The sequence below is a fragment of the Enhydrobacter aerosaccus genome (genome assembly GCF_900167455.1).
Classification (GTDB): domain Bacteria; phylum Pseudomonadota; class Alphaproteobacteria; order Reyranellales; family Reyranellaceae; genus Reyranella; species Reyranella aerosaccus.
Genome location: NZ_FUWJ01000007.1, coordinates 236,258 through 260,439 on the forward strand (window position 1 = coordinate 236,258; position 24,182 = coordinate 260,439).

The following is a 24,182-nucleotide window of genomic DNA, read 5'->3' on the forward strand; positions in this document are numbered from 1 at the left end:
ATACATCATAATGCGAGAAACAAACACCGTCTGACATCTCGAACCGAGAGCCCGGCCGGCAAGCGCCGAGAGCCGCCGAGGAAGCAGCGACGGCTCCCTGTATCCTGATCGACTAATTCGGCCCGTTCCGCCTGATGTTGGAGGAGGTCGTGATGGCGAAGGAAAAGCGTCGATCACCATCGTCTTGTCGGCTTGCACGACAAGCAGCGCCCCGGCGAGTACCGCGCCAGATTGGGTAGTGAAGAGATCGCCGAGACGGCGCGGCGGACGCTGGAGACGCGGCCGCCCAGAGCGGCGCACTGGAGCTTGGGGACAATGGCCGACTCCGTGGGTCGTGCGCCGTCGACAATCAATCGCATTTGGAAGGCCTTCGGAGTGCAGCCGCATCGCAGCGAAACCTTCAAGCTATGGAGCGACCAGCTGTTCGCCGAGAAGGTCCGCGATATCGTCGACTTCTATCTCGATCCTCCCGACCGGTCCGTCGTGCCGTGCGTCGATGAGAAGAGCCAGGTCCAGGCCGGCAAGGTGGTCGGCCAATGCTTTCGTCGGCATCGCGCCCGGGAGTCACTTTGCGCCGAACTTACGAAGCAGGACACTAGCCACCCACTGAAAGCTTGGGCAAAGTCGGTCCGAGACCTCCGATAACGACAACTACAGCAGAATCCCGCTCGCCGTGGACGCCGAGAAACCACTCCCCAACGACGCAGGCATCATCGCGCTGGTCATGCTGATGCGGTTCCATGGCGTCGGCGCCGACGGCGACCAGATCCGGCACCGCTTCGGCGGCGCGGCGGTCGGGGTCACCGAGATGGTCCGCTCCGCCCGGGAACATGGGCTGAAGGCACGGGCGGTCCGGACGACCTGGGCACGGCTCGCCCATACGCCGCTGCCGGCAATTGCTGCCCTTCGTGATGGCGGCTTCCTGCTGCTGGGCCAGGTCAGCGCCGACGGCGCTCAAATCCTGGTCCAGGAGCCAGCGGCGGCGCGCCCCCGCATCATGACGCGGGCGGATTTGGAGAACGTATGGGACGGCCGGATCGTCCTGCTGGCACGGCGTGGCGCCCTGTCCAACCTGGCGCGCCGCTTCGACATCACCTGGTTCGTCGGCGCGATCGCCAAATACCGACGCCTGCTCGGTGAGGTCCTGGTCGCCTCGTTCTTCCTCCAGGTCTTCGCGCTCGTCTCGCCGCTGTTCTTCCAGGTCATCATCGACAAGGTGCTGTCGCATCGCGTCACGAGCACCCTGGACGTTCTGGTCATCGGACTAGTGGCGATATCGATATTCGAAACCGTGCTTGCCACTCTGAGGACCTATCTGTTCTCCCACACGACCAACCGCATCGACGTGGAACTGGGCGCCCGCGTGTTCCGGCACCTTCTGGCGCTGCCCATTACCTACTTCCAGACGCGCCGGGCCGGTGACTCGGTCGCGCGCATCCACGAGCTGGAAAACATCCGCAATTTCCTCACCAGCTCAGCCCTGACCCTTGTGGTCGACCTGTTCTTCACGATCGTGTTCATCGCGGTGATGTTTCTCTATTCACCGCTGCTCACCTTTATCGTGATCGGCTCCCTGCCGGTCTACGTCGCCATCTCCGCCGCTGCGACACCGTTCTTCCGGCGGCTGCTCGATGAAAAGTTCCGCCGGAGCGCCGAGAACCAGGCGTTCCTGATCGAGGCGACGACCGGCGTCGAAACCCTGAAGGCGATGGCGGTCGAGCCGCAGATGCAGCGGCGCTGGGAAGAGCAGCTGGCCGGTTACGTTGCCGCGAGCTTCCGCGTTACCAATCTCGGCAACTACGCCAGCCAGGCCGTGCAACTTGTGAACAAGCTCGTCGTCGCGGCAACGCTCTATTTCGGGGCCAAGCTGGTCATCGAGGGATCTCTGACGGTAGGCGAGCTCGTGGCGTTCAACATCCTGGCCGGCAGGGTGAGCATGCCGGTGCTGCGCCTGGCTCAGATCTGGCAGGATTTCCATCAGGCCCGCCTCTCGGTCGCGCGGCTTGGCGACGTGCTGAATACGCCGGCCGAGACCGTCTACAACCCCACGCGCGCGGCGCGACCGCCGGTTCGCGGCGAGATCACTTTCGACCACGTCGGCTTCCGTTACCGGCTCGAAGGATCGGCGATCCTGCACGACATCAATTTCACCGTTCCGGCGGGCCAGACCGTCGGCATCGTCGGTTCCTCAGGGTCGGGCAAGAGTACCCTTGCCAAGCTCGTCCAACGCCTTTACGTGCCGGAGAGCGGACGGGTCCTGATCGATGGCGTCGATCTCGCGCTGGTCGATACCGCGTGGCTGCGCCGCCAAGTCGGCTTCGTTCTGCAAGAGAACGTTCTTCTCAACTGCTCGGTGCACCAGAACATCGCCCTCACCGATCCGGCGATGCCCATGGAGAAGGTGATCGCTGCAGCGAAGCTCGCGGGCGCCCACGACTTCATCCTCGAACTGCCCGAAGGCTACGATACGATCGTCGGCGAGCGCGGCGGCAACCTGTCGGGTGGCCAACGTCAGCGGCTGGCGATCGCCCGTGCCCTGGTCACCGATCCGCGCATCCTGATCTTTGACGAGGCGACGAGTGCGCTCGACTACGAAAGCGAACGGATCATCCAGGAAAACATGGCTGAAATCGCCAAGGGGCGCACAGTTTTCATCATTGCCCATCGGCTTTCGGCCGTCCGTATGGCGGACCGGATCATCGCGCTCGACCATGGCCGCATCGTCGAGGACGGCAAGCACGAGGAATTGATCCGAACCGGCGGCCGCTACTCCCAGCTCTACCGTCTCCAGGGAGGCATCCATGCCGTATCGGAGGGAGGACGAGAGCGATGACGGCGGCGAAGGTCGACGACGCCCCGCCACCGCGCCTGCGGCGCCGCCGCAATCACGAAGTCGCCTTCCTGCCGGCCGCCCTCGAGATCGTCGAGACACCCCCGTCTCCGATCGGCCGGGCGATCGGCGGCGTGATCATCGCCTTCTTCGCCGCCGCGATCCTGTGGGCCTCCGTGAGCACGATCGACATCATCGCAGTCGCGCCCGGCAAGATCATGCCCAGCGGCAGTACCAAGACGATCCAGCCGCTGGAGAGCGGGATCGTGCGCGCCATCCACGTCGAGGACGGCCGGACGGTCAAGGCCGGCGACATCCTGATCGAACTCGACTCGACGGTGAGCGATGCCGATCGCAGCCGCAACAAAGCAGACCTCGAGGCGGCCCAGGTCGACGCAGCACGGCTGCGGGCGGAACTCTCCGACACCCCGGATCCGCTCGCCGCATTCAATCCGCCGACCGATGCTGATCCGACCCTCGTCGCCACCCAGCGCCAATTGCTGGCGAGCGAGATCGCCGAGCGGCGGGCGAAGAGCACGGCCGTCGACAACCAGAAGCTCCAGAAGGAAAAGGAGGTCTCCACCATCGCGGCGACCATTGCCAAGATCGAGGCGACGCTGCCGATCCTGCGGCAGCGCTACGATATCCGGCGCACGCTCATGGAGAAGGATCTGGGCTCGAAGCTGCTCTATCTGCAGGAGCAGCAGGATCTCGTGAATGGCGAGCATGACCTGCAAGTACAGAAGAGCCGCTACGCCGAGGCCGTGGCTGCCCTCGCCGCCATCACCGCAACGCGAGACCAGGTCGATGCGGAATTCCGGCACAAGATCTCCGACGAGCTGTCCAAGGCGGAGCAGAAAGTGGCTGCCCTCACGCAGGATCTCGTCAAGTCCGTCCAGCGCACGAAGGAGCGATCGCTGATCGCCCCGATCGACGGCGTCGTCCAGGAACTCGCCGTGCACACGGTCGGCGGGATCGTCACCCCGGCGCAAACATTGCTGGTGCTGGTGCCGATCGACCGGAAACTTGAGGTCGTGGCGACGATCGCAAATCAGGACATTGGCTTCGTGGAGGTCGGACAACCGGCGGAAATCAAGGTGCGGACCTTCGATTTCACCAAGTATGGACTGATCCACGGCGTCGTCCAGAGCGTCTCGTTGGACGCGGTGAGGCCGGATGCCGTCCGCGACATGCCGGGCGGCAAGTCGCCCGACTCCGTCACAACGGGGGGATCAGACCCCTCGACCAAGGAACTGGCCTATATCGGCAGAATTTCCCTCGATCGGACTCAGATGAAGATCGAGGACAAGATCGTCAATCTAGCGCCGGGCATGGCCGTGACGGTCGAAATCGTGACAGGCAAGAGAAGCATAATCAGCTATCTCCTTTCTCCCCTGGTCCGCTACGAGCACGACAACATGAGGGAGCGGTAGATCTCGCCGGCAGACACCTGAGATGCTCCACCGCATACTGTCCCCACCGGCGCGTGACTGGAGATCGATTGCGGGATTTGCCCAGAATGACATCGGGCTGAGTTCGAGAAGGAAACGAGAATGCGTGCATTACGGGGATGGCGTTTTACGACATACTTGCGCTGTTGATGCCTAGACCGGAAAGGCAGCCGCGCAAATGACTCCCGAAACGCGTATCATGATCACCGGCGCCGGCGGAATGGTTGGCACCACGCTGGCACGGCATCTGGCCAGGGAAGGATTCACAAACCTTATTCCTGTCTACCGGGATGAATGCGATCTGTCAGACCGCGAGAGCACCGAGCGGCTATTTGCCCAGACGCGGCCCGAGCACGTCTTCCACGCCGCCGGGAGGGTCTACGGCATCCTCGGCAACATGTTGAACCAGGGTCTTTCATTTTACGACAACGTCGTGATCAATACGAATGTCGTCGAGGCAGCCCGAAAATACGCCGTCGAGAAGATCACTGTGATGGGAACCGGCGCGGTCTATCCCTACCCGCCGCCCGGCGTCCCCCTGAAGGAGGACATGATCCACTATGGCGTTCCGCATGCGTCGGAGCGCGCCTATGCGAACGCCAAGCGCGCAATGCTCATGATGCTGGAGGCATATCAAGAAAGCTACGGCCTGCGGTGGGCATACGTCGTCTCGTGCAATCTATTCGGTCCCCATGACCGGTTTGACGTCCAGCTCGGCCACGTCGTCCCATCGCTGATCAAGAAGTTCCACGACGCCAGGGAGAGCGGCACCGATGTCGTCGTCTGGGGCGACGGATCGGCCCGGCGCGACTTCATGTACAGCCGCGACGCGGCACGCGCGTTCCAGACGATCATGGAGGAGGTGGACGGGCCCGTGAACCTCGGTAGCGGCAATGTACTCAGCATCGGCGAGATCGTGGCCATGATCGGCAAGATCAGCGGCATGACCGACAGGATCCGCTGGGACCGGACCAAGCCCAACGGTCAGGAGTATCGCAAATACGACCTCAGCCGAATCGGCGCGACCAGTTTCCGATGCAGATTTTCCATCGCCGACGGACTTCGGGAAACATGGGAATGGTACTGCACCGAGGAAAGACACAAGACCGGTCCGGTGGCTCCAGCGGCACGCCAGGCGGCGGTCGAATGACAACGGTATTGTCGACACTGGGCGTGGCATGGCGCTGACTCCCGAAAACGGATCGGTTGTGACGCTGGAGCAGAAGCTCGGCAGGCTCGGCCTGGACGATCGGCGCCGCACGGTGCATCGCTTCCTGCCGCTGGAAGATGGCTTCGGACTGGAGATCGCGCCGAACTGGGCGCCCATCGTGACGAAGTCCGAGGGCGACGTGCTCTACTGCGACTATCTCACCTACGAGCAGCTCCTAGAGCGCGAGAAGACCAATCCCGGCCGGATTGAATATGGCCTCAAGGTCCAGAGACTGGACTTCGTCTGGCAGGTGGGCAGGACGCTCGAGCAATGCAGCGGCGACGTCGGGAAATTCGACTACGTGGTTTCCTGTCACGTCTTCGAACATGTCCCCAATTTCCTCGAATACCTTTATCAAGTTCGGGCAGTCCTGAAAGACGATGGAGTCATTGCCATGGTCCTGCCCGACATCCGTGGCAGCGGGGAATACTTTCGCCGGGAGACCAATGCTGCGGACCTCATCAACTCGTATCTCCTGGGACAGTCGAGCCCTTCGCCCGGGCAGGTCTACGACGGCCTGCAGAACCTGTTCGCTTTCGAGAACGTTCCGCTGCGGGGATTGTCGCTGGCCGATGTGAAACGGCTCTTCACTGATATCGACTGCTACAACGCGGCTCTCAGGGCGAGCACGGAGTATGTCGATGTCCATTGCTGGGCATTCTCGAAGGACGGGTTCTCGGCCGTCGCCCGCGAGTTGGGCTCGATCGGTCTGTTCGATTTCGAGATCGAGGAGATCGAATCCAATCCGCTGACCCAGACCGGCCACGGCTCGGAGTTCTACGTCAAGCTGCGGCCGACCGCGCCGCCGAGACCATCGCACCACCTAACGCTCAAGCAAAACGATCCTTTGCTGGCCAGGATATCTTCCCTGGAAGAGGAACTGCGTGCTGTCGTCGAGGCTCGCGAACAACTGGCGCGCGACAAGGGTGCCCTGGAATTGGAGATAGCCCGAGTGTCAACACATAGCGAGCGCGCATTTCAGGAGGCGGTGGCAGCACAGGACCTCCTGAAGGCAGAAAAGGTGGCGGCCGAAACGGCGCTGTCACAGGCGGTGGCGCATGGTGAGAGGGCCTTCCAAGAAGCCTTGGCAGCGCAGGATCTCCTGAAATGGGAAAAGGCGGCGGCCGAGTCCAATCTCGAGCAGGCGCTGGTGACGAACGAGCGGCTCAAGGCGGACAGGAACTTGCTTGAGCACAAGCTCTCCGGCCTGGAACGCGCCGCTCTTGTCAAGCTGGGACGACGGCTTGGTCTGGTTCCCTCATCCTGGGATCCATGAGCGATCCTGCGGCGAGCGGCGATCAGAGGGCGCCTCAGCCGTCAGCATGCGGTGTTCGCAACGTCCTCGGCCCAACGAAAAGAACATTGTGGTCAGGATCGAGGAGCTTGGTCGGTGGCGGCTCAGACCGCTTCAACAATGTGGCTGGCACCGCTATTATCGCATTGTCAAACTGACAGATTCCAGGCGGACTGCCCTGACCTACCAGAATTTGCTGGCGAGTATGAAACAAAAAAAAATAGCCATCATTTGTTCGTACAATGAGAGTTGTGGGAACGCGTCCTACGCCCACGTGCTCAAGATGCAGTTCTCCAAGTACATGCAGTGTGATGTCATCCCTCTCGATCTGTTCCTGCTGCAGAAAAGTTCCCCGCAGTTCTCGATCGCCGCCGATCGGCATATCAGACGGATCGCGGCCCAGATCGCGGACTATGATTACGTCAACATACAATTGGAGGCAGGGCTCTTTGGCGCGACGCACAGCCAAGTCCTGCACCGGATGAAGATCCTGCTGGCTGCCTGCCGCAACGTCGTCGTCACCATGCACCGCATCGATCCGCCGGCGTTCCATGTTTCCCAGATTATGTTTCAGTTCTGGGAATCGATTGCGGCCGGCCATCCTATCATTGCCACGCGCCGCTTGCTCGATGAAGTTTTCCTGAGGCGGCCTGCTGAAAAACTCTACAAGAGACTCATAGAATACTGTCGCCGCCGCGCGAGACACGCGAATGTATGGATCATGGTCCATACCAAGCGTGAGCGACGTCTTGTCCAGGAAATTTACGAGTTCGACCGGGTCGTCGATTTTCCGATCACCTTCCTCACGGAAGACCAGCGGCAGGAGGTGCTAGTCAACAGCGATCCGGGCGAGTTCCGCCGCCGCCATGGCATCGATACCGGTGTCAAGGTGATCGGCGCGTTTGGGTTCATCTCCTCGTACAAGGGATACGAAACCCTTATAAAGGCCCTGAAATTCCTTCCCGAGGAATATCACCTGTACATCTTCGGTGGACAGCATCCCAGCAGCGTCGCGCAGGGCGTCCCTTTCGATCCCTATATTGAATCCCTCATCGAGCTGATTGGCGACGAGAATATGGAAACGGTCTCCGATCTGCGGCGGCGACTGATCCCGTATGTTCGAGGCAGAACGGCGCCGGAGTCCGAGAATCGGAAGCTGGTGGGAGAACTCGAAGCCGCCCTCTCGCAGTCGCTGAAGTTCGATCTCGGCAAGAGGGTGCATTTCGTCGGCGAGCTTTCCGATCCGCATTTCATCGAAGCGTTGCGTGCCTCGGACGCCGTCGTCCTGCCGTACCTCGAGGTGGGGCAAAGCATGTCCGGCGTGATCGCGCTGGCGATCGAAAGTGGCGCCAACCTGCTCTGCGCGCGCAACAGGTCGTTTGCCGAGGTGACAAAGTATTATGGCGAGACCTTCACTTCATTCGACATCGGGAACTATGTCGAACTGGCTCAGAAAATCCAACGCGGAGAGAACCGCTACCAGGCGGCGCGCGACCATGCGCTGGCCAAGTACAATCTAAAAGCCAACGTCGCGCTGCATCTCGAAAAACTGGGATTCGTGCCAGACGAAGCCGGCGCTGGTGCAGAGGCACGTTCAGAAGGTGTCCTCGAGCGCGTCAGATAGCATTCGGGGAGGCCTTGGCGGGAGGCAAGGTGATGGCCTTGACGCACGGTCTGGAAGAGGAGCTCGACTTGGCGTTCGCGGCCGCGGATGCGGATCCGGCGAACGCCGTCGGCCTTGTTGTCGTCGCAGAGCGACTGAGGGACGCTGGGGAGAACGAAGAGGCAGCGAATGTAACGCGCCGCGCTGTTGATCGAAATCCGACCGATACCCGCCTGCTCGTGCGCGCTGCGGCTCTTCTCCGTGCGATCGGCGACCACGCAGGCTCGTCGGAGCTGCTCCAATCGGTAATCGACCTTGATCCGGCTGACCTCAATGCCCGCTTCCAGCTCGGCCTTTGCCTGCTCGCGATACGAGACTACCGGGGAGCGCTGGATCAACTCTCGATCTACGTCCGCCTGGCACCGGATGTCGCGCTGGGATGGCGGAACCATGCTGGAGCGCTCGAAGCCCTGGGAGAGTTCCACCGGGCGCTCGCCTCGGCCAACAGAGGTTTGTTGCTGGAGGCAAACAACGTCGAGTTTCGGCTGCACCGGGCCGGCCTGCTCAATCATCTCGGGCGCACGACGGAAGCGCTCGCCGACATTAGGATCGCCGAGACATTCGAAGGGACGAGCGCGCGGGTCGCTTGGTTCTACAGCGTTGTTTACGAGAATGCGGGTGATCTTGATCAGGCGATAGAATTCGCACGCGCCAGCACGCTTCAGGCTCCCGGAAACCCCGATCTCACTCGCTATCTCGCAGATCTAGAGAAACGCAAGGGGTTCGTGCGCGAGCGTATCGCCCCTCCCATTGAGGATCACAGTGAGGAGAATGATCGTCCTGAGCGACGCAAACGTCCGATCCCTCCGCCAACCTGGGACAACGCGGCGGTAAGCCAAGGGCGCGTGATTCTTGCCCTGCTTCTAAGGGACGTCAAAACGCGATACGGGGAAACGCGAATAGGGTATCTATGGGCGCTGCTCGAGCCGATTAGCCATCTCGCTCTGATCGCTTCAGTATTCTCTGCGACGCATCTCGGCGGTTACGCCCCAATCGGCAGCAACATCGTAGTCTACTATTTTACCGGCGTACTGCCGTACCTGCTCTTCTCCAACACGATATTCGGTGTCCAGCAAAGCCTAAAAGCAAGTCGCCCTCTGCTGCAGGTCCCGTTGGTGCAGCACGTCGATGTTTTTCTGGCTCGAGGGCTGCTGGAGCTGATTACTCAGTTCTGCGTCGCGGTCATCGTGCTTGTGGCATTCGCGACACTTGGGTTGCCCTCGGCTCCGAACAACGTGACTGACGCAGCAAGCGGCCTGTTCTTCCTGTGGCTGGTAGGTTTCGGCATAGGTGTCACGAATGCCAGCATCATGCATTTCGTCAAGTCGTGGGACCATATCTTCGCCAATGTCGTGCGGGCGTTGTATTTCACGTCGGGCATATTCCTTAACCCGATCGAGATGCCGGACTGGGTTAGGGAAATCCTCGTGTGGAATCCAGTGCTGCAGGGTATCGATTGGGTCCGTAGCGGCTTTTTCGAGACTTGGGATCCGATCTGGCTCAATCGCCCCTATGTCGTGATGTGGGGGATCGGCACGCTGATGATCGGATTTGGCCTCGAGAGGGTATGCAGACGCCGGCTGACCGTCGCATGATCACGCTGGACCACGTCTACAAGAGTTACCATACGCCGGACTCAGCGCGTCGCGTGCTCCACGATGTCAGCGTGTCATTTCGGAGCGGAGTCAATGTCGGCATCCTGGGGATGAACGGCGCCGGAAAGTCGACGCTCATGAGGCTGCTGTCTGGCACGGAACTGCCCGACCGCGGAACAGTCAGGCGAGCGGGGAGGGTCTCCTTTCCGCTTGGGTTTGGCGGTGCCATTCATCCCGACGTCTCAGGGCGAGAGAATGTCATCTTCATCGCCAGGGTTTACGGGGCCAATACAAGATATGCTGTCGAATTCGTGCAGGACTTCGCGGAACTCGGCAGCTACTATGACATGCCCACTCGGACCTATTCATCCGGTATGTTGGCTAGGCTGTCCTTCGGGATCAGCTTGGCCATCGATTTCGACGTATATCTCGTGGATGAAATCACGGCAGTCGGCGATGCACGCTTCCAAGCCCGCTGTCGGTTAGCTTTCCAGGAGCGCATCCGCGACACGAATGTTATTATGGTTTCTCATAGTTTCGATACCATCCGGTCGTATTGTGATATCGGTGCGATCCTGAACGACGGACAGATCGTAATGTATAATTCGGTCGAATCTGCCATCGGGGACTATCGACAGCTTCTTGGCCTGGATAGCGATACAGAATCGTAGGCAGGTTATGAATACCGCAGTCATTCGGCTACGCAAGCAAACGCCCTCGGAGGCCGCGGCCGCGGTCATCGAAGGTCAAGCTAAGCCGCCGAGGACGAGGATCAAGGGCAGGGGCCATCTGATCTCCTTCTTGCTCCTGGTGTTGCTGCCCACCGTGGTGGTGCTGATCTATCTCTTTGGTTTTGCGTCCGACCAGTATGCCGCGGAATTCCGGTTCAATTTGCGGCGGGCGAGTGACCCCATTCTCTCCAACAATGGCAACTCGGGAACGGTCCCGTCTGGTCTGGCCGGCGGTGGCGTGACGGCAAGCCAGATCTGGGACTCGCAGACCATTGTACAGTTCATCAAGAGTCGCGACGTCGTCGAAGCGCTGGATGGCGACCTTGGTTTCGCCCGCATCTACCGCCGTGCCGAAATCGATTGGCTGAGCCGCCTCGCCAACAACGCTTCGATCGAGCGGAAGACCGAATATTGGCGGGGTATGGTGGATCCATTCTTCGACATGACGACCGGCGTGATCTCCGTAACCGTCCGTGCCTTCTCAGCCGGTGATACCCTGGCTGTCGCGACCACTGTGCTGAAGAGCGCGGAAAAGGCCGTAAATGATCTTTCCGCACGTGCCCGCCAGGATGCTATCGCGTTTGGCGACGAGGAGGTGGCAAAGGCCGAGCGTGACCTCATCGAGGCTCGGGCCGCCTTGCGCGAGTTCAGGGACAAGGCCGGCATGCTCGATCCCACGCGCTCGGCCGACGTCGACATCGGTCTTCAGGCAAGGCAGCGCGAACGGCTGGCGACTATGCAAAGTCAGTACAACGCGATCCAGAAATCGGCTCCCCTTTCACCGCAGCTACGCCATATCGCCGCCGAGATGGAAGCGCTGCGGGAGATCATCCGCGATCAGCAGGCGACCATGACGCAAGGGGGTGATATCGCGACCAGCAAGTCCGATTCACCAACGATCACTGCCGTTCTCGGCAATTTTGAGGCCTTGAAGCTCGAAGAAGCCTTCCGCGAGAAACTGTATCTGTCAGCCCTGCAGGCCAGGGAACAGTCGCGCATGGAGGCGCTGAAGCAGCAGCTCTATCTCAATGCCTTCGTGAAGCCGAAAACGCCGGAAGAGGCGCTCTATCCTCGGCGACTGCGCATAGCGGGTATGGTTTTTGCTGCGGGCATAGCAGTCTGGGCACTATGCTCTTTGGTATTTTATTCCATTCGCGATCATCTTTGACACGACCTCAACGATACCCGGGTATGATCGCCGCTGGGACTTTTTGTGCCTTGTCAATCTGGTGAATGGTGCTGCCGGACTGGATTGAACTGAAGTCCCAGAGCCCTGAAAGGCAGCAAGATCGACGCTTTAGATAAGCCCGTTGGCGGTTCAGCTCGTGCCAGCTTCGTGGACCTTTGGGAAGCTCCCGTCTCGTAACTGCGGCATCTGGGTCGGGCGGAAGAAGTAGCAGGAGCCGAGGGTCGACACAGGAGAGCGAAAGCAATTGGTGACGCGATCGCACGGATGCCACCGACAAACGCGTGGCGGCGGGGCAGGCTCTCGTGAAAGCGGCAGAGCGCTAAGAACTGGAGCCATTGATGGAATCGATCGACGGTACGATCCCAAATGTCGCGGCGTTCACGATCGGCGGCGTCGTCAAGCCCGGTCAGGTGGGTCGATGCCCTGGTGGGAACCAGCCGGCTGACTTCGTCATGGCCGATGCCGCCTATGACAGTGATAAGCGGAGAGCAGAGATCGCCAAAGCAGTCCTCCAACGATCTATCCAGAGCTCGAAAATATCAGCTCGACAAACAGCTGCGCCCAGTTCGCCCCTTCGCCGTTCTCGTGCTGGGTCACGAAGTAGAGCTTGTGCGAATGGCCGGTTGGTGTCGGAAGTGTTCTGAGCCACGACGGATCTGCCCGCATCTGGCACGCTCTCCATAACTACACCCGAATATCCAACTTGCTTGAAGGCGTGGAGGCCGCCTCAGCTGACGCAGTGAAGCCGCAGCATGCAGTCAGACCAGCTCCAAAACTGCCGAGACAAATTGTCTTGCCCGGATGCCACGGAAGGGCGCACCCACTTTTCCATTTTGGCAGCATTTGTACTGAGTGACATAGAGTAAACGGAAACATGAAAGATCCTCACGATTGCGCCTTGTCGAGGTCGGCGGGGTAAATCACAATAACAATCAAGCGCCATTAAGCGCTCATTTTCTACCCTTTGAGTGCCGAGAGCGCGTGCCGCGTTGAATTATGCCCATCCTAATTGATTTGTGCCGACAAATGCCTTCGACGAGAGGGTCTCTGATCGCGTTGGCGATGGTACGCTGCACGCCTGTGAGGGAGCGTAATGTTACACTCTGTAGACATTCACGTCGGCGCTCGCATACGCCAACGTCGCGTTTTGCTTGGATTAACGCAGACAAAGCTTGCGAAATCCGTCGGCGTCACCTTTCAGCAGATTCAGAAGTACGAAAGTGCCTCAAATCGAATTGGAGCCAGCCGTCTGTTCGAAGTCGCCCAAGTTCTCGATGTGCCCATATCATACTTCTTTGGGGACTTGCCCGTTAGCGGCCGAGTCTCAATGACCGCATCTAGGCATGGGCAAAGGCAAGCGGCAATTTCAGCGGAATATAAGCGGGATCCCTCAATTAATCTGGAGGCATCTGAACTGGCAAAGGCATACGGAAATATTCGCGAGGCGCAAATTCGAAAGTGTATTAGAGAATTGATAAGAGCTATTGGTTCTGTGGGCGACCAAGGACTGGCCTAAGTGTTGGTGCGGAGGTCAGTACTAGCAATTGCCACGACGAATGGGACTAACGATGTGCCAGGCGGCCTCAAATGGCTCCCAAAACAGTGTCCCATCCTCTATTTGCCTTGTCGCAACCCAGTTTTTTGAGACATAGGCAAATTTATGACCCGCTTTAATAGCATTGTGATTACTGGCGCATCGAGCGGCATCGGGGCGGCGCTCGCCTTAGATTATGCGGCGCCCGGAGTTACCTTGGCGCTTCTTGGTCGCGACTCAGAGCGCTTAGCTGCCGTCGTTGCCGCTTGTCAAAAGCGCGGTGCCATTGTCAGTGCACGGCAAATCGATGTTACCGACCGCCAAGCCGTGACGGCCTGGTTGACAGAATTCGACGATGCCTCACCGATCGATCTCGTGATTGCCAATGCCGGCATTTCACCCGATGTCGAGAACGCCCACCTATCGGATTTAACTTTGGCGCACGAGACGATGGCTGTGAACGTCGGCGGGATGTTCAATACAATTCTGCCTTTATTGCCGCGCCTTGTTGCACGAGGACGTGGCCAAATTGCGATTATGGCATCGCTCGCAGGCTTTGTGGGGCTACCGTATGCGGCCACTTATAATGCGAGTAAGGCAGCCGTTCGTGTATGGGGCGAGAGCCTACAATATAGTTTAGGGCCTTACGGTGTAGGCGTCACTGTTGTCTGTCCGGGCTTCGTGACAAGCCGGATTACCGAACGCTGGCCCTATGTGATGCCTTTCCTTATGCCTGCTGAGCGGGCTTCGTCACTGATCCGGCGTGGAATTGCCCAAAACTACGCCCGCATTGCCTTTCCACTTCCGCTAAAAATCGCCATTTGGGCGGTGGGGCTTCTGCCAGCGGGAATTGCGTCATCTCTAATTCGTCTTACCGCACGCCAAAGACGAAGCATTGCACATTAGTCAGGCGCACCGACCGAATGAGAAGCATTGTCCGGCATCTTAGCCTGACATGACGCAATAATCGGTTCACGACATTTTCCGATTTAGTCGCCCCCAATGGGGCAATCGAATAGAAAACCCCGATCTCGTTGGTTCATCGCGATGGCACACCCGAACCCGCCATCGCGATATAGCTGGTAGAATCTAACCTCCGGCGATCCAAGGTTTGAGGCGAATCAGCCGACCACCGCGGTCGCAAGAGCCGTATAGTCCCCGGTGGGCTGACCCACGACTTGGCTTACGTAAGACGGTTCTTGGCGAATTGTCTCCAATTCCTGGACGACGGCATCGAGGACCCCTGTGATATGAACGGGCGCGTGTTCGGAAGTCACGAAAAAGCGCAAGCGCGCCTGATTTTCGGCGACGCCAGGAAAGATTGCCGGGACGACGTTGTAACCACGCTTCAAAAGGCGGTCGGAAAGGATCAGGGCATAGGCCGAGCTTTTCACGATGACCGGTATGATAGCCGCCCCCGAGCTCACGCCCGTATCCAGGCCGCGCGCCTTGGCTTCAGCCAGAAAGAACGCACCGTTCTTGCGTAGCCGCGCTACGCGTTCTGGTTCTCGCAACATCAAATCCGCTGCCGCCAATGCGGCAGCGGCGACCGGTGGCGGCATGCCAACGCTGAAGACGAAAGCGGGCGTGTTGTACTTGAGAATCTGAATAAGCGCCGAGCTGCCCGCGATATAGCCGCCGGCCGCCGACAACGATTTACTCAACGTTCCCATCCATATGTCGACGTCGGAGGGGTTGATTCCTTGTTCTTCCGCAATGCCGCGCCCGGTCCTCCCCAGCACGCCCACGGAATGCGCTTCGTCGACCATTAGCCATGCATCATAACGACGCTTGAATTTAATCAGTTCACGCATGTCTGGACTGTCGCCGTCCATACTGTAGTGCCCTTCAACGACGATCAGGGCTCGCCGATGACGAGCGCGATTGAGACGAAGGGCGCGCTCCAGCGCCTCGAGGTCGCTATGCGGGAAAAGAATGCGCTTGGCGCCCGACAGGCGTGCGCCTTCCAGAACACTATTGTGAACCAGCGCGTCGCAAAAAATCGCGTCACTCGGCCCCAGCAAGGTCCCGATCACTGAGACGTTCGTGGCGTGACCGCTCAGGAATGCGAGGGCATCCTCGCAACCATGTAGCCGGGCCAAGGTAATGTCGAGGTCGCGATGAACCTGTCGCTCTCCCCCTGCCAAGCGACTGGCTGACGCCGACATGCCGAACTTTTCGACGGTCGCTTTGACGGCCTCAACGACTCTTGGATCGCCATTGAGGCCTACGTAATCATAGGATGCGAAGTTGACGACCCGTTGACCGGCGATGAAGCTGATTTCCCCGGCCTTTGCGTCATGCAGGCGATGAAAGGGGCTAGCAACGCCCGTAATGCTGCTCAAAGCTTGCCCGAGCCTGAGGACTTCGTACTCAGGTAAGGACTCGAAGGGATCTGCCGCTCGCCCTTTGGCCGGAATGGAAGCAGCTGTTCCCGCCTTGTTTCGCTTTGGAACTGTTGCGGATTTCGCCAATGCGAGCCGCACACTCTCGACCGTGCTCTCGGCCTCACGGCGATCCAAATTCATTGCTTCTCCATTTCGCGCACTTTGCCGAACATGGCGTTTACCGCCGCCTGTTGCTCTGCAGATGTGCTGCCTTCGGCATCGGACGTGAAATGACTCGATGCGATCGCCGCGATCGTTCCAGAGAACGCCTGTTGTTCGGCGCCCGCCACCAGCAAGGCAATCCGATGGGCGACATCGACAGGCGTGATGCCACTTGAAAGCGACATCATCGGCAATTCGATTTGGAGCGTGGCTTCAACGGTCGTGCGCAACTCGAGCATCATCAGGGAATCCATGCCGATCTCAGCCAGTGGCCGGTGACGGTCAATCTCCTTTGGAGGCAGGCGTAGAACGCGAGCAATCTCCACGACCACAATTTCCACTACGGCATCGGTCGCTTCGTCGATCGGAAGCGACTTCAGTCGCTGGATGAGCGCCGCCGTTTCCTCACTCTGGTGGCCAGAGGACGCCATTGCAATCGCCGTAAACATAGGCAACCGTAAAGTAACGAGGTCACGGCGCGCCGCAGCCCAGTCCATTCGCGCGATGCCACAGTTCGCAGTGATGAAGCGGCCATTGTCGTCGCAAAGCCAATCGAGAGCATCGAGAGCCATCTGAGAGGTAATCAGGCTCGAGGAGAAGCGCTTTTTCAGATGCGCATCGGTAACCATGTTGCGAGCCAGGAAGCCCACGTCCTCGATCGCGCCCCAAGCCACGGCGACGGCCGGGATGTTTTGGGCTTGCATCCGTCGGGCCATGCCCTCCATGAAGGCATTTGCAGCGACGTAATTATATTGGCCCGGATTGCCGAACATGGTCGTGAATGACGAATAGAGGAGCAGATAATCGAGCTTCAGGTCCTGTGCGATCGCTTCAAGATTCATCACGCCATCCACCTTCGGCTCGAGAGCAGTGGCGATCGAAACGCGATCATGATTAACCATCAGGCGATCGTCGAGCGCCATGGCTGCGAGCACGATACCCTTGATCGGCCCGGTAACCGCGCACCGATGAAAGAGAATTGCAAGCGATTTCTTGCTCGTCACATCCACCGATTCGACTGAAACGGTGACGCCGCGCAGCCGCATGGCCTCAACCTTGGCGAGGCCGCTATCCGTAAGGTCTGCGCTCCGGCTGGCCAGAACGATGTTCCTGGCGCCGCGTGCCACAAGCCATTCTGCGGTCGCTAGTCCAAAGCCTCTCGTGCCTCCCAATACGACATGGGTCCCGAGGCCATCGACCGGGAAGTGCGCGCCGGCCCGGCTTGCCGTGGCGGCCGATGTCGGCGGTGTCACTACGACTTTGCCGATGTGGCCGGACCGTTGCATCAGGTGGAATGCGTCGTTTACGAACTCGCCGTCAAACACACGATAGGGGATCGGCGAAAGATCCTCCGATCTGAAGAGGTTGAGTACTTCGACAAAAAGCTGACGCGCCAAATGCCTATGTTCGCCGATCAATTGGTCAACGTCGACGCCGAAGTAGGTGAGGTTCCGGCGCATCGGGCGCAGGCCAAGATGAGTGTTCGAATAGAAATCGCGCTTCCCGAGTTCGACGAATCGCCCGAAAGGCCGCAAGCAATCCACGGATCGGATCATTGCCTCGCCGGCGAGCGAATTCAGTACGACATCGACGCCCTTGCCTCCTGTGAACTCGCGGACCTCGTCAGCAAAGGCCAAGGTCCGAGAGTTGCAGACGAAATCGACGCCGAGATTGCGAAGCAGCGCGCGCTTCTCTTCGCTTCCTGCACTGACAATGGTTCGCGCGCCCAGTCGCCGGGCAATCTGGATTGCCGCCAGCCCCACGGCGCCAGCGCCGCCATGGATCAGTACGGTTTCCTTCGCGGTCAGCTTAGCCAGATGGATCAGCGAGTAGTAAGCGGTGAGAAACGCGACGGGAATGCCGCTTGCCGCTTCGAAGGACAGGTTCTCGGGGAGTCGAACCACCGTTAACTCCGGAGTGACGACGTGGCCGCAAAATGCCTGTCGGGTAAAGCCAACTACGCGATCGCCCGGCTTGAATTGACTTACCTCGGCCCCCACGCGGGAAACGACACCCGAACACTCCATGCCAAGACCCGGACCGGAAAATCCATCCTCCAGCGCCTCCTCGGGCAGCATACGAAGATTCCACATTACGTCCCGGAAGTTGAGGCCGACCGCCTTGACTTCGATCTCAACCTGGTCGGCTCCGAGAACGGGCCGGGGCGCCGAAGCCCAGACAAGCTTTTGACGCGCGAAGCCTTTGCCGCTTTCGAGAACGACGGTCGTATCGGGCTGATGGCAAGCATCTGAGGCCTGCTCGGCCACACCACGTTCCAGCCGGAATATCGTGCGCCGGGCGGGCTCGATGAACACGTCGTGCTCAGCGTCCGGGCTCATCAACTCCGCTGCCAAGGCTTCGAAGACGTCGGATGTCTCGCCAGCTACGCCAAGACACCTGATCTCAAGCCCAGCATTCTCATTCCGCGCGACACGCATTGCTGCTGCAAGAGAGCACCATTGCGGGCGATGCGACGGCAACTCGCCGGCATTCTCGAAGGGGATGACCACCCAAAACCTTGCCGGCGTTGTATCGCTGAATCGAAGCCGCTCGGCAATTGCCAAGAGTTCCGCGGCCAGTTCCGATGAGCCTCCGTCAATGCGGTCCACTGCCCAGACGATATCCGTGACCGAGGGAGCTGCCTCTGCAGTGGATGTGACGGCCGGTGTGTGTGGCAAGCTGCCTGCCACTTGCTTGCGCAAGCTGGTAAGGAGACCGCCGTCGTTGGCCGGCCCTTCCCAGGAAAACACCGGGGCGTTGTCGTTCGTTGCGGGCAAACCAGGAGCAAGCCTCCCGGCCACGGCAGCAAGCAGGGTTCCGAAAGCCGATTCTTTGTCCGCTGACAGGACGACGATGGACCGAAAGCCGGCTGATTCGAGCTCTTGCGTCCATTCCTGAGACGTCAACAGGGCACCAACAGGGAATTCCGCGCTGGCTGAGCGATGCCACCAGCTGCGACGCGTACTGCGGGCGATATCCCAGAACAGGCTGGGACTGAGCTCACCCGCCAGCAGGGGAGCCCCTGGCCTTAAAAGTCGGTGCAATGTCTGCAGCGCGTCGGGCATCGCAGCGGCCTCGCTGAGGCCATCAACGGCGCCGCAGAAATCCAGACTCTGTGCCGGAATCTCTCCGATCGACGACCACGACATGCACCGGATGCGAGGGAAAGCATCCGAAAGAGCGATGCCAGCTTCTTCGATCCGGGAGTCGTCCGCATCCGTGACGATGAGTTCGAGATTGGAGAAGCGGGACATAAGCGTACACGCGACCTCGATATGCTCGGCGCCGATCATGAGCCCCCGCACCAGCCGGTCGGCGTCCATTGCCGCCATCATTTCTGACAAGCGTCCTACCACCGCCTGGCGCAGAAGCTGAACTTGGGGCGACGAGGCACTCAGGTGCCGCCAATGATTCGACGCGAAGTCCGCCGCGCCGTTCCTTTCGCCGGAAATGATTCCATGCAGAACTTCGTCAATTCTCGCGAGACCGGTGATCTCGGCAATCATCGATGGATGGCGCACGGTCAGGGACTTCACGATCGAGCTGATCTCGGGTAGCTCACAACTCGCCGCGAAAATCCGCCTGCCTTCCTGTTCGCCGGCGAGGCCTCTGGACTCGAGGTGCCAGAACAGCGAGCTGCGCAGGAATGGCAGCCAGTCCGGCTGAAGGGCGTCGTCCAGCTGTTCAGAACTGGACTGCATCGAAAGGGCCTTCCATGCAGCGCGCAAACAACCGGCATTGAGGAGCAGATTGGCCTCGTCAAACGATGCCGTGGCGGCTGTGTCTGCCGTGGCAAAGGGAGTAGGCACAAGCAGGGAAGTGGTACCCGGTCTATCGTGCACCCACTCTGAAACGTGATAGCTCAGCGCTTGAGGATTGGCGCCAGCCTCGCTCTGCGCTTCGACAAGCCTCACGAGTTCGGCGCTTAGTACCAGCGTATCGCCTTCATCGTACAGTTCGATGTCGACCAACAAGGACGTTGGCGACTGGCGCAATGTTCGGGCGACAATGGTCGCAATTACGGCGTTGGGTTTGTAGACGCGCACACAACCCAGCCGAACCGGCAAATAGCGCTTCATCGGCATGTCCGCGACGCCGGCTTCTTCCGCAGCAAACAGCGCATGGAAAGAGGCGTCGAATGCAGTGAGGTCCGTCACATAGGGGGCGGGAGGTAGCGGAAGTACGGGCGTAACGGAGCTCAAGGCAAGCTTGGGCTGAGGGAAACTGACTTTCTCAAGTCTTTGGAACGCCGGGCCGTAACCCAGCCCGAGCGACCGCGAGACTTCGTACACCTTGGACTTGAGAACGATCACCGGGCCCGGGGAGGGGAGGGATTTCTTCTTTCCCACGACGGGAGAGATGCCAACAACTCCCCGGGCATGCAAGGCCCATTCTGAAATCTCGTCGCGCTGACGGAACAGCAGTTCGATGAGGCCAGTTTCGGGCGACAGACGAACCTGCGATTCGTGCATTGTACGCCCATCGAACTGGAGCGGCTGCAGAATGTCGAAGTCCCTGAGTTCCAGTGGGCCGTCACCGAACACTTCACGGCCGGCGGCAAGAGCCATTTCGACATATGCGGCGGCCGGCATGACTGAAATGTCGCCGACCTTGTGATCCTCGAGCCAGGGGTAGAGTTGCGAATCTATTGTTGAGAACCACTCCATTGAATCCTGCCTGGGCCTGCGGCCGAGCAGCGGGTGCGACGGAGGATCAAGGAACGTATTGCCAGACTTGGACTGTCCAATCTTGAGCTGCGTGTGTTGCCACGGATAGAGCGGCAGATCGATCGAACTGGCTGGCGGTTGTCCGAAGAACCGATGGAGATTGACGGTGCCCCCTGACACCACGACCCGAGCTGCTGCGGCCCGCAGGCTGGCGCCATTCTCGACTACCTCCTTTTCGCGCAGCGTGTCGATGACGGCTCCGCGAATACCTTTCTCACGCAGAACATCGCGAACGGAGTTGGCAAGAACTGTCCTCGGGCTGATCTCCACAAAGACCCTGAAGTCTTCCTTCACCATCGCATTGATGGCTGCATAGAATTGAACCGGATCTCGAACGTTGCGCCACCAATGTTCGGCTCCAAGTGCTTCGGTCTCAATCGCAGCGCCGGTCACGGTTGAGAAGAACTTGCGGCGAGGGGGCAGCGACCTGACCTTTGAAAGTTCCCGGAGGAGAGGCGCGCGGACGGAATTAACTAGCGGGCTGTGGTAGGGGTAATCGAGGTCCAGACGCCGCGCACTGATACGAGCCTTGTTTGCCGCGGCAAGCACCTTGTCCAGATCTTCATGCCGGCCCGAAATCGTGACGTTACGCCAGCTATTGACGGCGGCTATGTCGACGGAGATGCCGAGGATGGAACTCAGGAAACGCTTGGCTTCGCGCTCGCTCAGCATGACGGCTGCCATGCCGCCTGCGCCACGCGCCGATTCCTGATGGCGGCTGCGGGCCACGACGACGTCGATTGCATCCTTGAGGCTGAGAGCGCCGGCGGCCCACGCTGCCGAAATCTCGCCAACGCTATGGCCCACGGTCGCCGACGGCGTTACCCCCATCGATTCTAAAGCGCGTACTGTCGCGACCTGCAGCGCCAACAGCAGCGGTTGCGAATAGCTTGCCTGCCGCAGCTTCTCCGGCAGATCGGCGGCGAAGAGCGTATCGATGATCGACCACGTCTGCACCTTCGCGAAATGTTCTTCGACTTCACGGAGCGCATCACGGAAATTCTCGTTCGTCTCCCAGGCCGTGCGGCCCATACCCGCCCATTGCGAGCCATTGCCGGCAAAGACAAACGCGACCGGAAGATCGCTGCCCAGGGACTGGCCGACGATTGCCGACGCGGGCTCGTTGCCCTCTGCGAACTCGCCAACCCCGCGGCGGATCTCCTCCGTGCTCGCTCCCAGGAACAGTGCCCGATGCGGAAGCATATCTCTGGAAAAGGCGCTGGCGCCTATAAACTCGAGAGCACTGCGCATAGTGGCGGGCCACTGGTCGAAATACCGCGCGGCCAGCGCTGTGAGTGCCTCTGAACTGTGCGCAGACAAGATTAGAGGAGGCACCCAATGCGGAGGCAGTTGGACTAGCCGCTCCACGCTCTTGTCTGCCCGGACAATGGCATGTGCGTTTGTCCCACCGAAGCCAAACGAATTGACCCCCGCCAACGCATCGCCCTGGTGGTCACCCAAGTGAAGATTGCGATCAATCACCCTGAGGTTGAGTTCGTCGAACATGATGTCGGGGTTGGGTGACTTCTGATGCAAGGTCGCCGGCACCACACCGTGCTCCAGCGCCATAACTGTCTTGAGCAGACCAGCGAGACCTGAGACGGGTTCGAGATGGCCGATATTCGATTTGATCGAGCCGATCGGTAGGGTTTGCGCGCGACGCTGTGCCAGCGCCGAGCCGAGGGCATGTGCCTCGAGAGGATCGCCGACCCGCGTACCGGTCCCGTGCGCCTCAACAAAAAGCAGATCCGCTGGATCGACCGAGAAATCGGAATAGACACGATCAAGAAGTGCCTGCTGAGACTTAGCGGACGGCAAGGAGAGACCGGTAGTCCGGCCGTCTTGATTGATTCCGGTACCGACGATGACCGCACGGATTCGGTTGCGTGCCTTATGGGCTGCAGCCATCGATCTCAAAACGAAAACGGCAACTCCTTCAGCGCGGACGTAACCGTCGGCGGCGGAGTCGAATGGACGACAGAGACCCGTCGGTGACAGCATCGAAGCACGGGAAAAGCCGACAAAGGAAAGCGGCGACAGGATCATGTTGACGCCACCGACGATCGCCGTATCGATCGTGCCATTGCGGATCGCGTCTGCAGCAAGATGAAGAGCGACAAGGGAGGATGAGCAGGCGGTATCGATCGCGAAGCTCGGGCCGCGCAGATCGAGACTATAGGAAATTCGGTTGGCCATGATGCTGAGCGCATTGCCCGTCATCATGTGCACGTCCACCACTGCTGGGTCGGCGAGAAAGCGCGTGCCGTGGTCGACCGACGACGCACCTATGTAGACGCCCGTATCGCTACCGCTCAAGGTTGACGGCCGCACACCTGAATGCGCAATCGCATCATAGGTGACCTCAAGCAGATGCCGGTGCTGTGGGTCCACCTGTTCCGCTTCGCGCGGGCTCATGCCAAAGGCTGTGGCGTCGAATCCCCAGGCGTCGTCGATCACCCCGGCCGCGAAAGTATAGGTCCGCCCGGCCCGATCGGTAGCAGGGTGGTAATAGCCCTCAGTGGAAAATCGATCTGGAGTAACCCAGGTAACGCTGCACTTGTTATTTTTCAGCAATTGCCACAGGCGTTCGTTATCGCGCGCGCCAGGCATTCGGCACGCATATCCAATAATCGCTACTTCAGCTCGCTGCTTCGCTGCCACACCATCCCCCAAGTGACCTGCCGAGGCAGGTTCGAAGCCTCAGCGCATCGAGGCAAAAACAAACCGAAACCGTTCATTTCGCCTCCGCTGCCACCCCCTGTTATAATTGGAAGCCTTATGAATCAAAGTCGGAATTTGCAGACGCACTGATGTGCGGCGGATTCAAAATTTTCGACGCATTAAATCGCCGCCGTAATACCTGCTATTTATATACCCTTACCGACGGATTACCATTATACTCTTACCGACGAATTACCATTATACCCTCATCGACGAATTGCCGTCCTTGGGCGGCTGATGGATCCCTGCGCCAGCGTGGATCTGCAATAATCACGCCACGCTCAAGGAGCAGTTGTATCAGGCGCACCCCCGCACGTTTTCTGATACTACGCCCGGCTCTCTTAGCGCCATTGAAAATCATGGCAACCTCGATATGCATTGCCGGAAGCATCAAGGCCCTTCGGCATCGACGGCTTCCCGGGGGCTTGCCAAGGTGGTCCGCTTTGCCAACTTCAAGGGCCTGCCGAAGCATGGCTTCATTTCCACTTCAAGGAGAGCGAATGACGCTACAACAATCACGTGCCGACAGGTACAGCATCTTGTTAGCATTCCTCCGAAACACCCGCCTGGGTAGACAAGCTGCTTGGGAGGCCTAGGCCTTGCGCCGCAACGCAGATTTCGCAGAGCTCCGGGCGGCGCCCAGGCTGGTTGCTCCGGAAAGCTTTGGAGGCTTTGTTGAGTCGCTGCA

The 24,182-nt window shown here is 59.6% G+C and carries 13 protein-coding genes; 11 read left to right on the plus strand and 2 right to left on the minus strand.

Annotated features, from left to right (window positions below; genetic code table 11):
- Nucleotides 1-315 precede the first annotated feature (315 nt).
- From B5D62_RS22720 to B5D62_RS22770, 11 genes are all read left to right on the plus strand, one after another.
- Nucleotides 316-645, plus strand: coding sequence for a hypothetical protein (locus B5D62_RS22720; protein WP_085936220.1), 330 nt, complete (start codon nt 316-318; stop codon nt 643-645).
- Nucleotides 646-673: 28 nt separating this feature from the next.
- Complete coding sequence (locus B5D62_RS22725; RefSeq protein ID WP_269435119.1) at nt 674-2,833, plus strand: type I secretion system permease/ATPase; 2,160 nt, start codon at nt 674-676, stop codon at nt 2,831-2,833.
- Nucleotides 2,830-4,263 (plus strand): HlyD family type I secretion periplasmic adaptor subunit, encoded by a 1,434-nt coding sequence (locus B5D62_RS22730; protein WP_085936221.1) that lies wholly within the window; start codon nt 2,830-2,832, stop codon nt 4,261-4,263. Before B5D62_RS22725 ends, B5D62_RS22730 begins: the two co-directional genes overlap by 4 nt.
- Before the next feature lie 217 nt (nt 4,264-4,480).
- Nucleotides 4,481-5,431, plus strand: a complete 951-nt coding sequence (locus tag B5D62_RS22735) for an NAD-dependent epimerase/dehydratase family protein (protein WP_170921079.1) — start codon at nt 4,481-4,483, stop codon at nt 5,429-5,431.
- A gap of 28 nt (nt 5,432-5,459) precedes the next feature.
- Entirely contained in the window at nt 5,460-6,767 is a 1,308-nt protein-coding gene (locus B5D62_RS22740) for a class I SAM-dependent methyltransferase (protein ID WP_085936223.1), read from the plus strand.
- 301 nt (nt 6,768-7,068) lie between these two features.
- Entirely contained in the window at nt 7,069-8,409 is a 1,341-nt protein-coding gene (locus tag B5D62_RS22745; protein WP_139374028.1) for a glycosyltransferase family protein, read from the plus strand.
- Between the two features lie 32 nt (nt 8,410-8,441).
- A complete protein-coding gene (locus B5D62_RS22750) occupies nt 8,442-10,043 on the plus strand; it encodes an ABC transporter permease (protein ID WP_085936225.1) in 1,602 nt (533 codons plus the stop codon).
- Nucleotides 10,040-10,714, plus strand: coding sequence for an ABC transporter ATP-binding protein (locus tag B5D62_RS22755; RefSeq protein WP_085936269.1), 675 nt, complete (start codon nt 10,040-10,042; stop codon nt 10,712-10,714). The genes B5D62_RS22750 and B5D62_RS22755 overlap by 4 nt, the downstream gene beginning before the upstream one ends.
- A gap of 7 nt (nt 10,715-10,721) precedes the next feature.
- On the plus strand, nt 10,722-11,942 hold the full coding sequence (locus B5D62_RS22760; RefSeq protein WP_085936226.1) for a KpsE/RkpR family capsule polysaccharide export protein: 1,221 nt from the start codon (nt 10,722-10,724) through the stop codon (nt 11,940-11,942).
- Nucleotides 11,943-13,056: 1,114 nt separating this feature from the next.
- Complete coding sequence (locus B5D62_RS22765; RefSeq protein WP_085936227.1) at nt 13,057-13,479, plus strand: helix-turn-helix domain-containing protein; 423 nt, start codon at nt 13,057-13,059, stop codon at nt 13,477-13,479.
- Nucleotides 13,480-13,623: 144 nt separating this feature from the next.
- The gene (locus B5D62_RS22770; RefSeq protein WP_085936228.1) at nt 13,624-14,403 is read left to right on the plus strand and encodes an SDR family NAD(P)-dependent oxidoreductase; all 780 of its coding nucleotides are present in this window, start codon (nt 13,624-13,626) and stop codon (nt 14,401-14,403) included.
- Nucleotides 14,404-14,618: 215 nt separating this feature from the next.
- On the opposite strand, the gene B5D62_RS22775 is transcribed toward B5D62_RS22770, so the two are convergent.
- Entirely contained in the window at nt 14,619-16,025 is a 1,407-nt protein-coding gene (locus B5D62_RS22775; RefSeq protein WP_085936229.1) for an aminotransferase class I/II-fold pyridoxal phosphate-dependent enzyme, read from the minus strand.
- Nucleotides 16,022-23,434 carry a type I polyketide synthase gene (locus tag B5D62_RS22780; protein WP_269435120.1) on the minus strand — a complete coding sequence of 2,471 codons (7,413 nt, stop codon included), beginning with the start codon at nt 23,432-23,434 and terminating at the stop codon, nt 16,022-16,024. The genes B5D62_RS22775 and B5D62_RS22780 overlap by 4 nt, the downstream gene beginning before the upstream one ends.
- Nucleotides 23,435-24,182 lie beyond the last annotated feature (748 nt).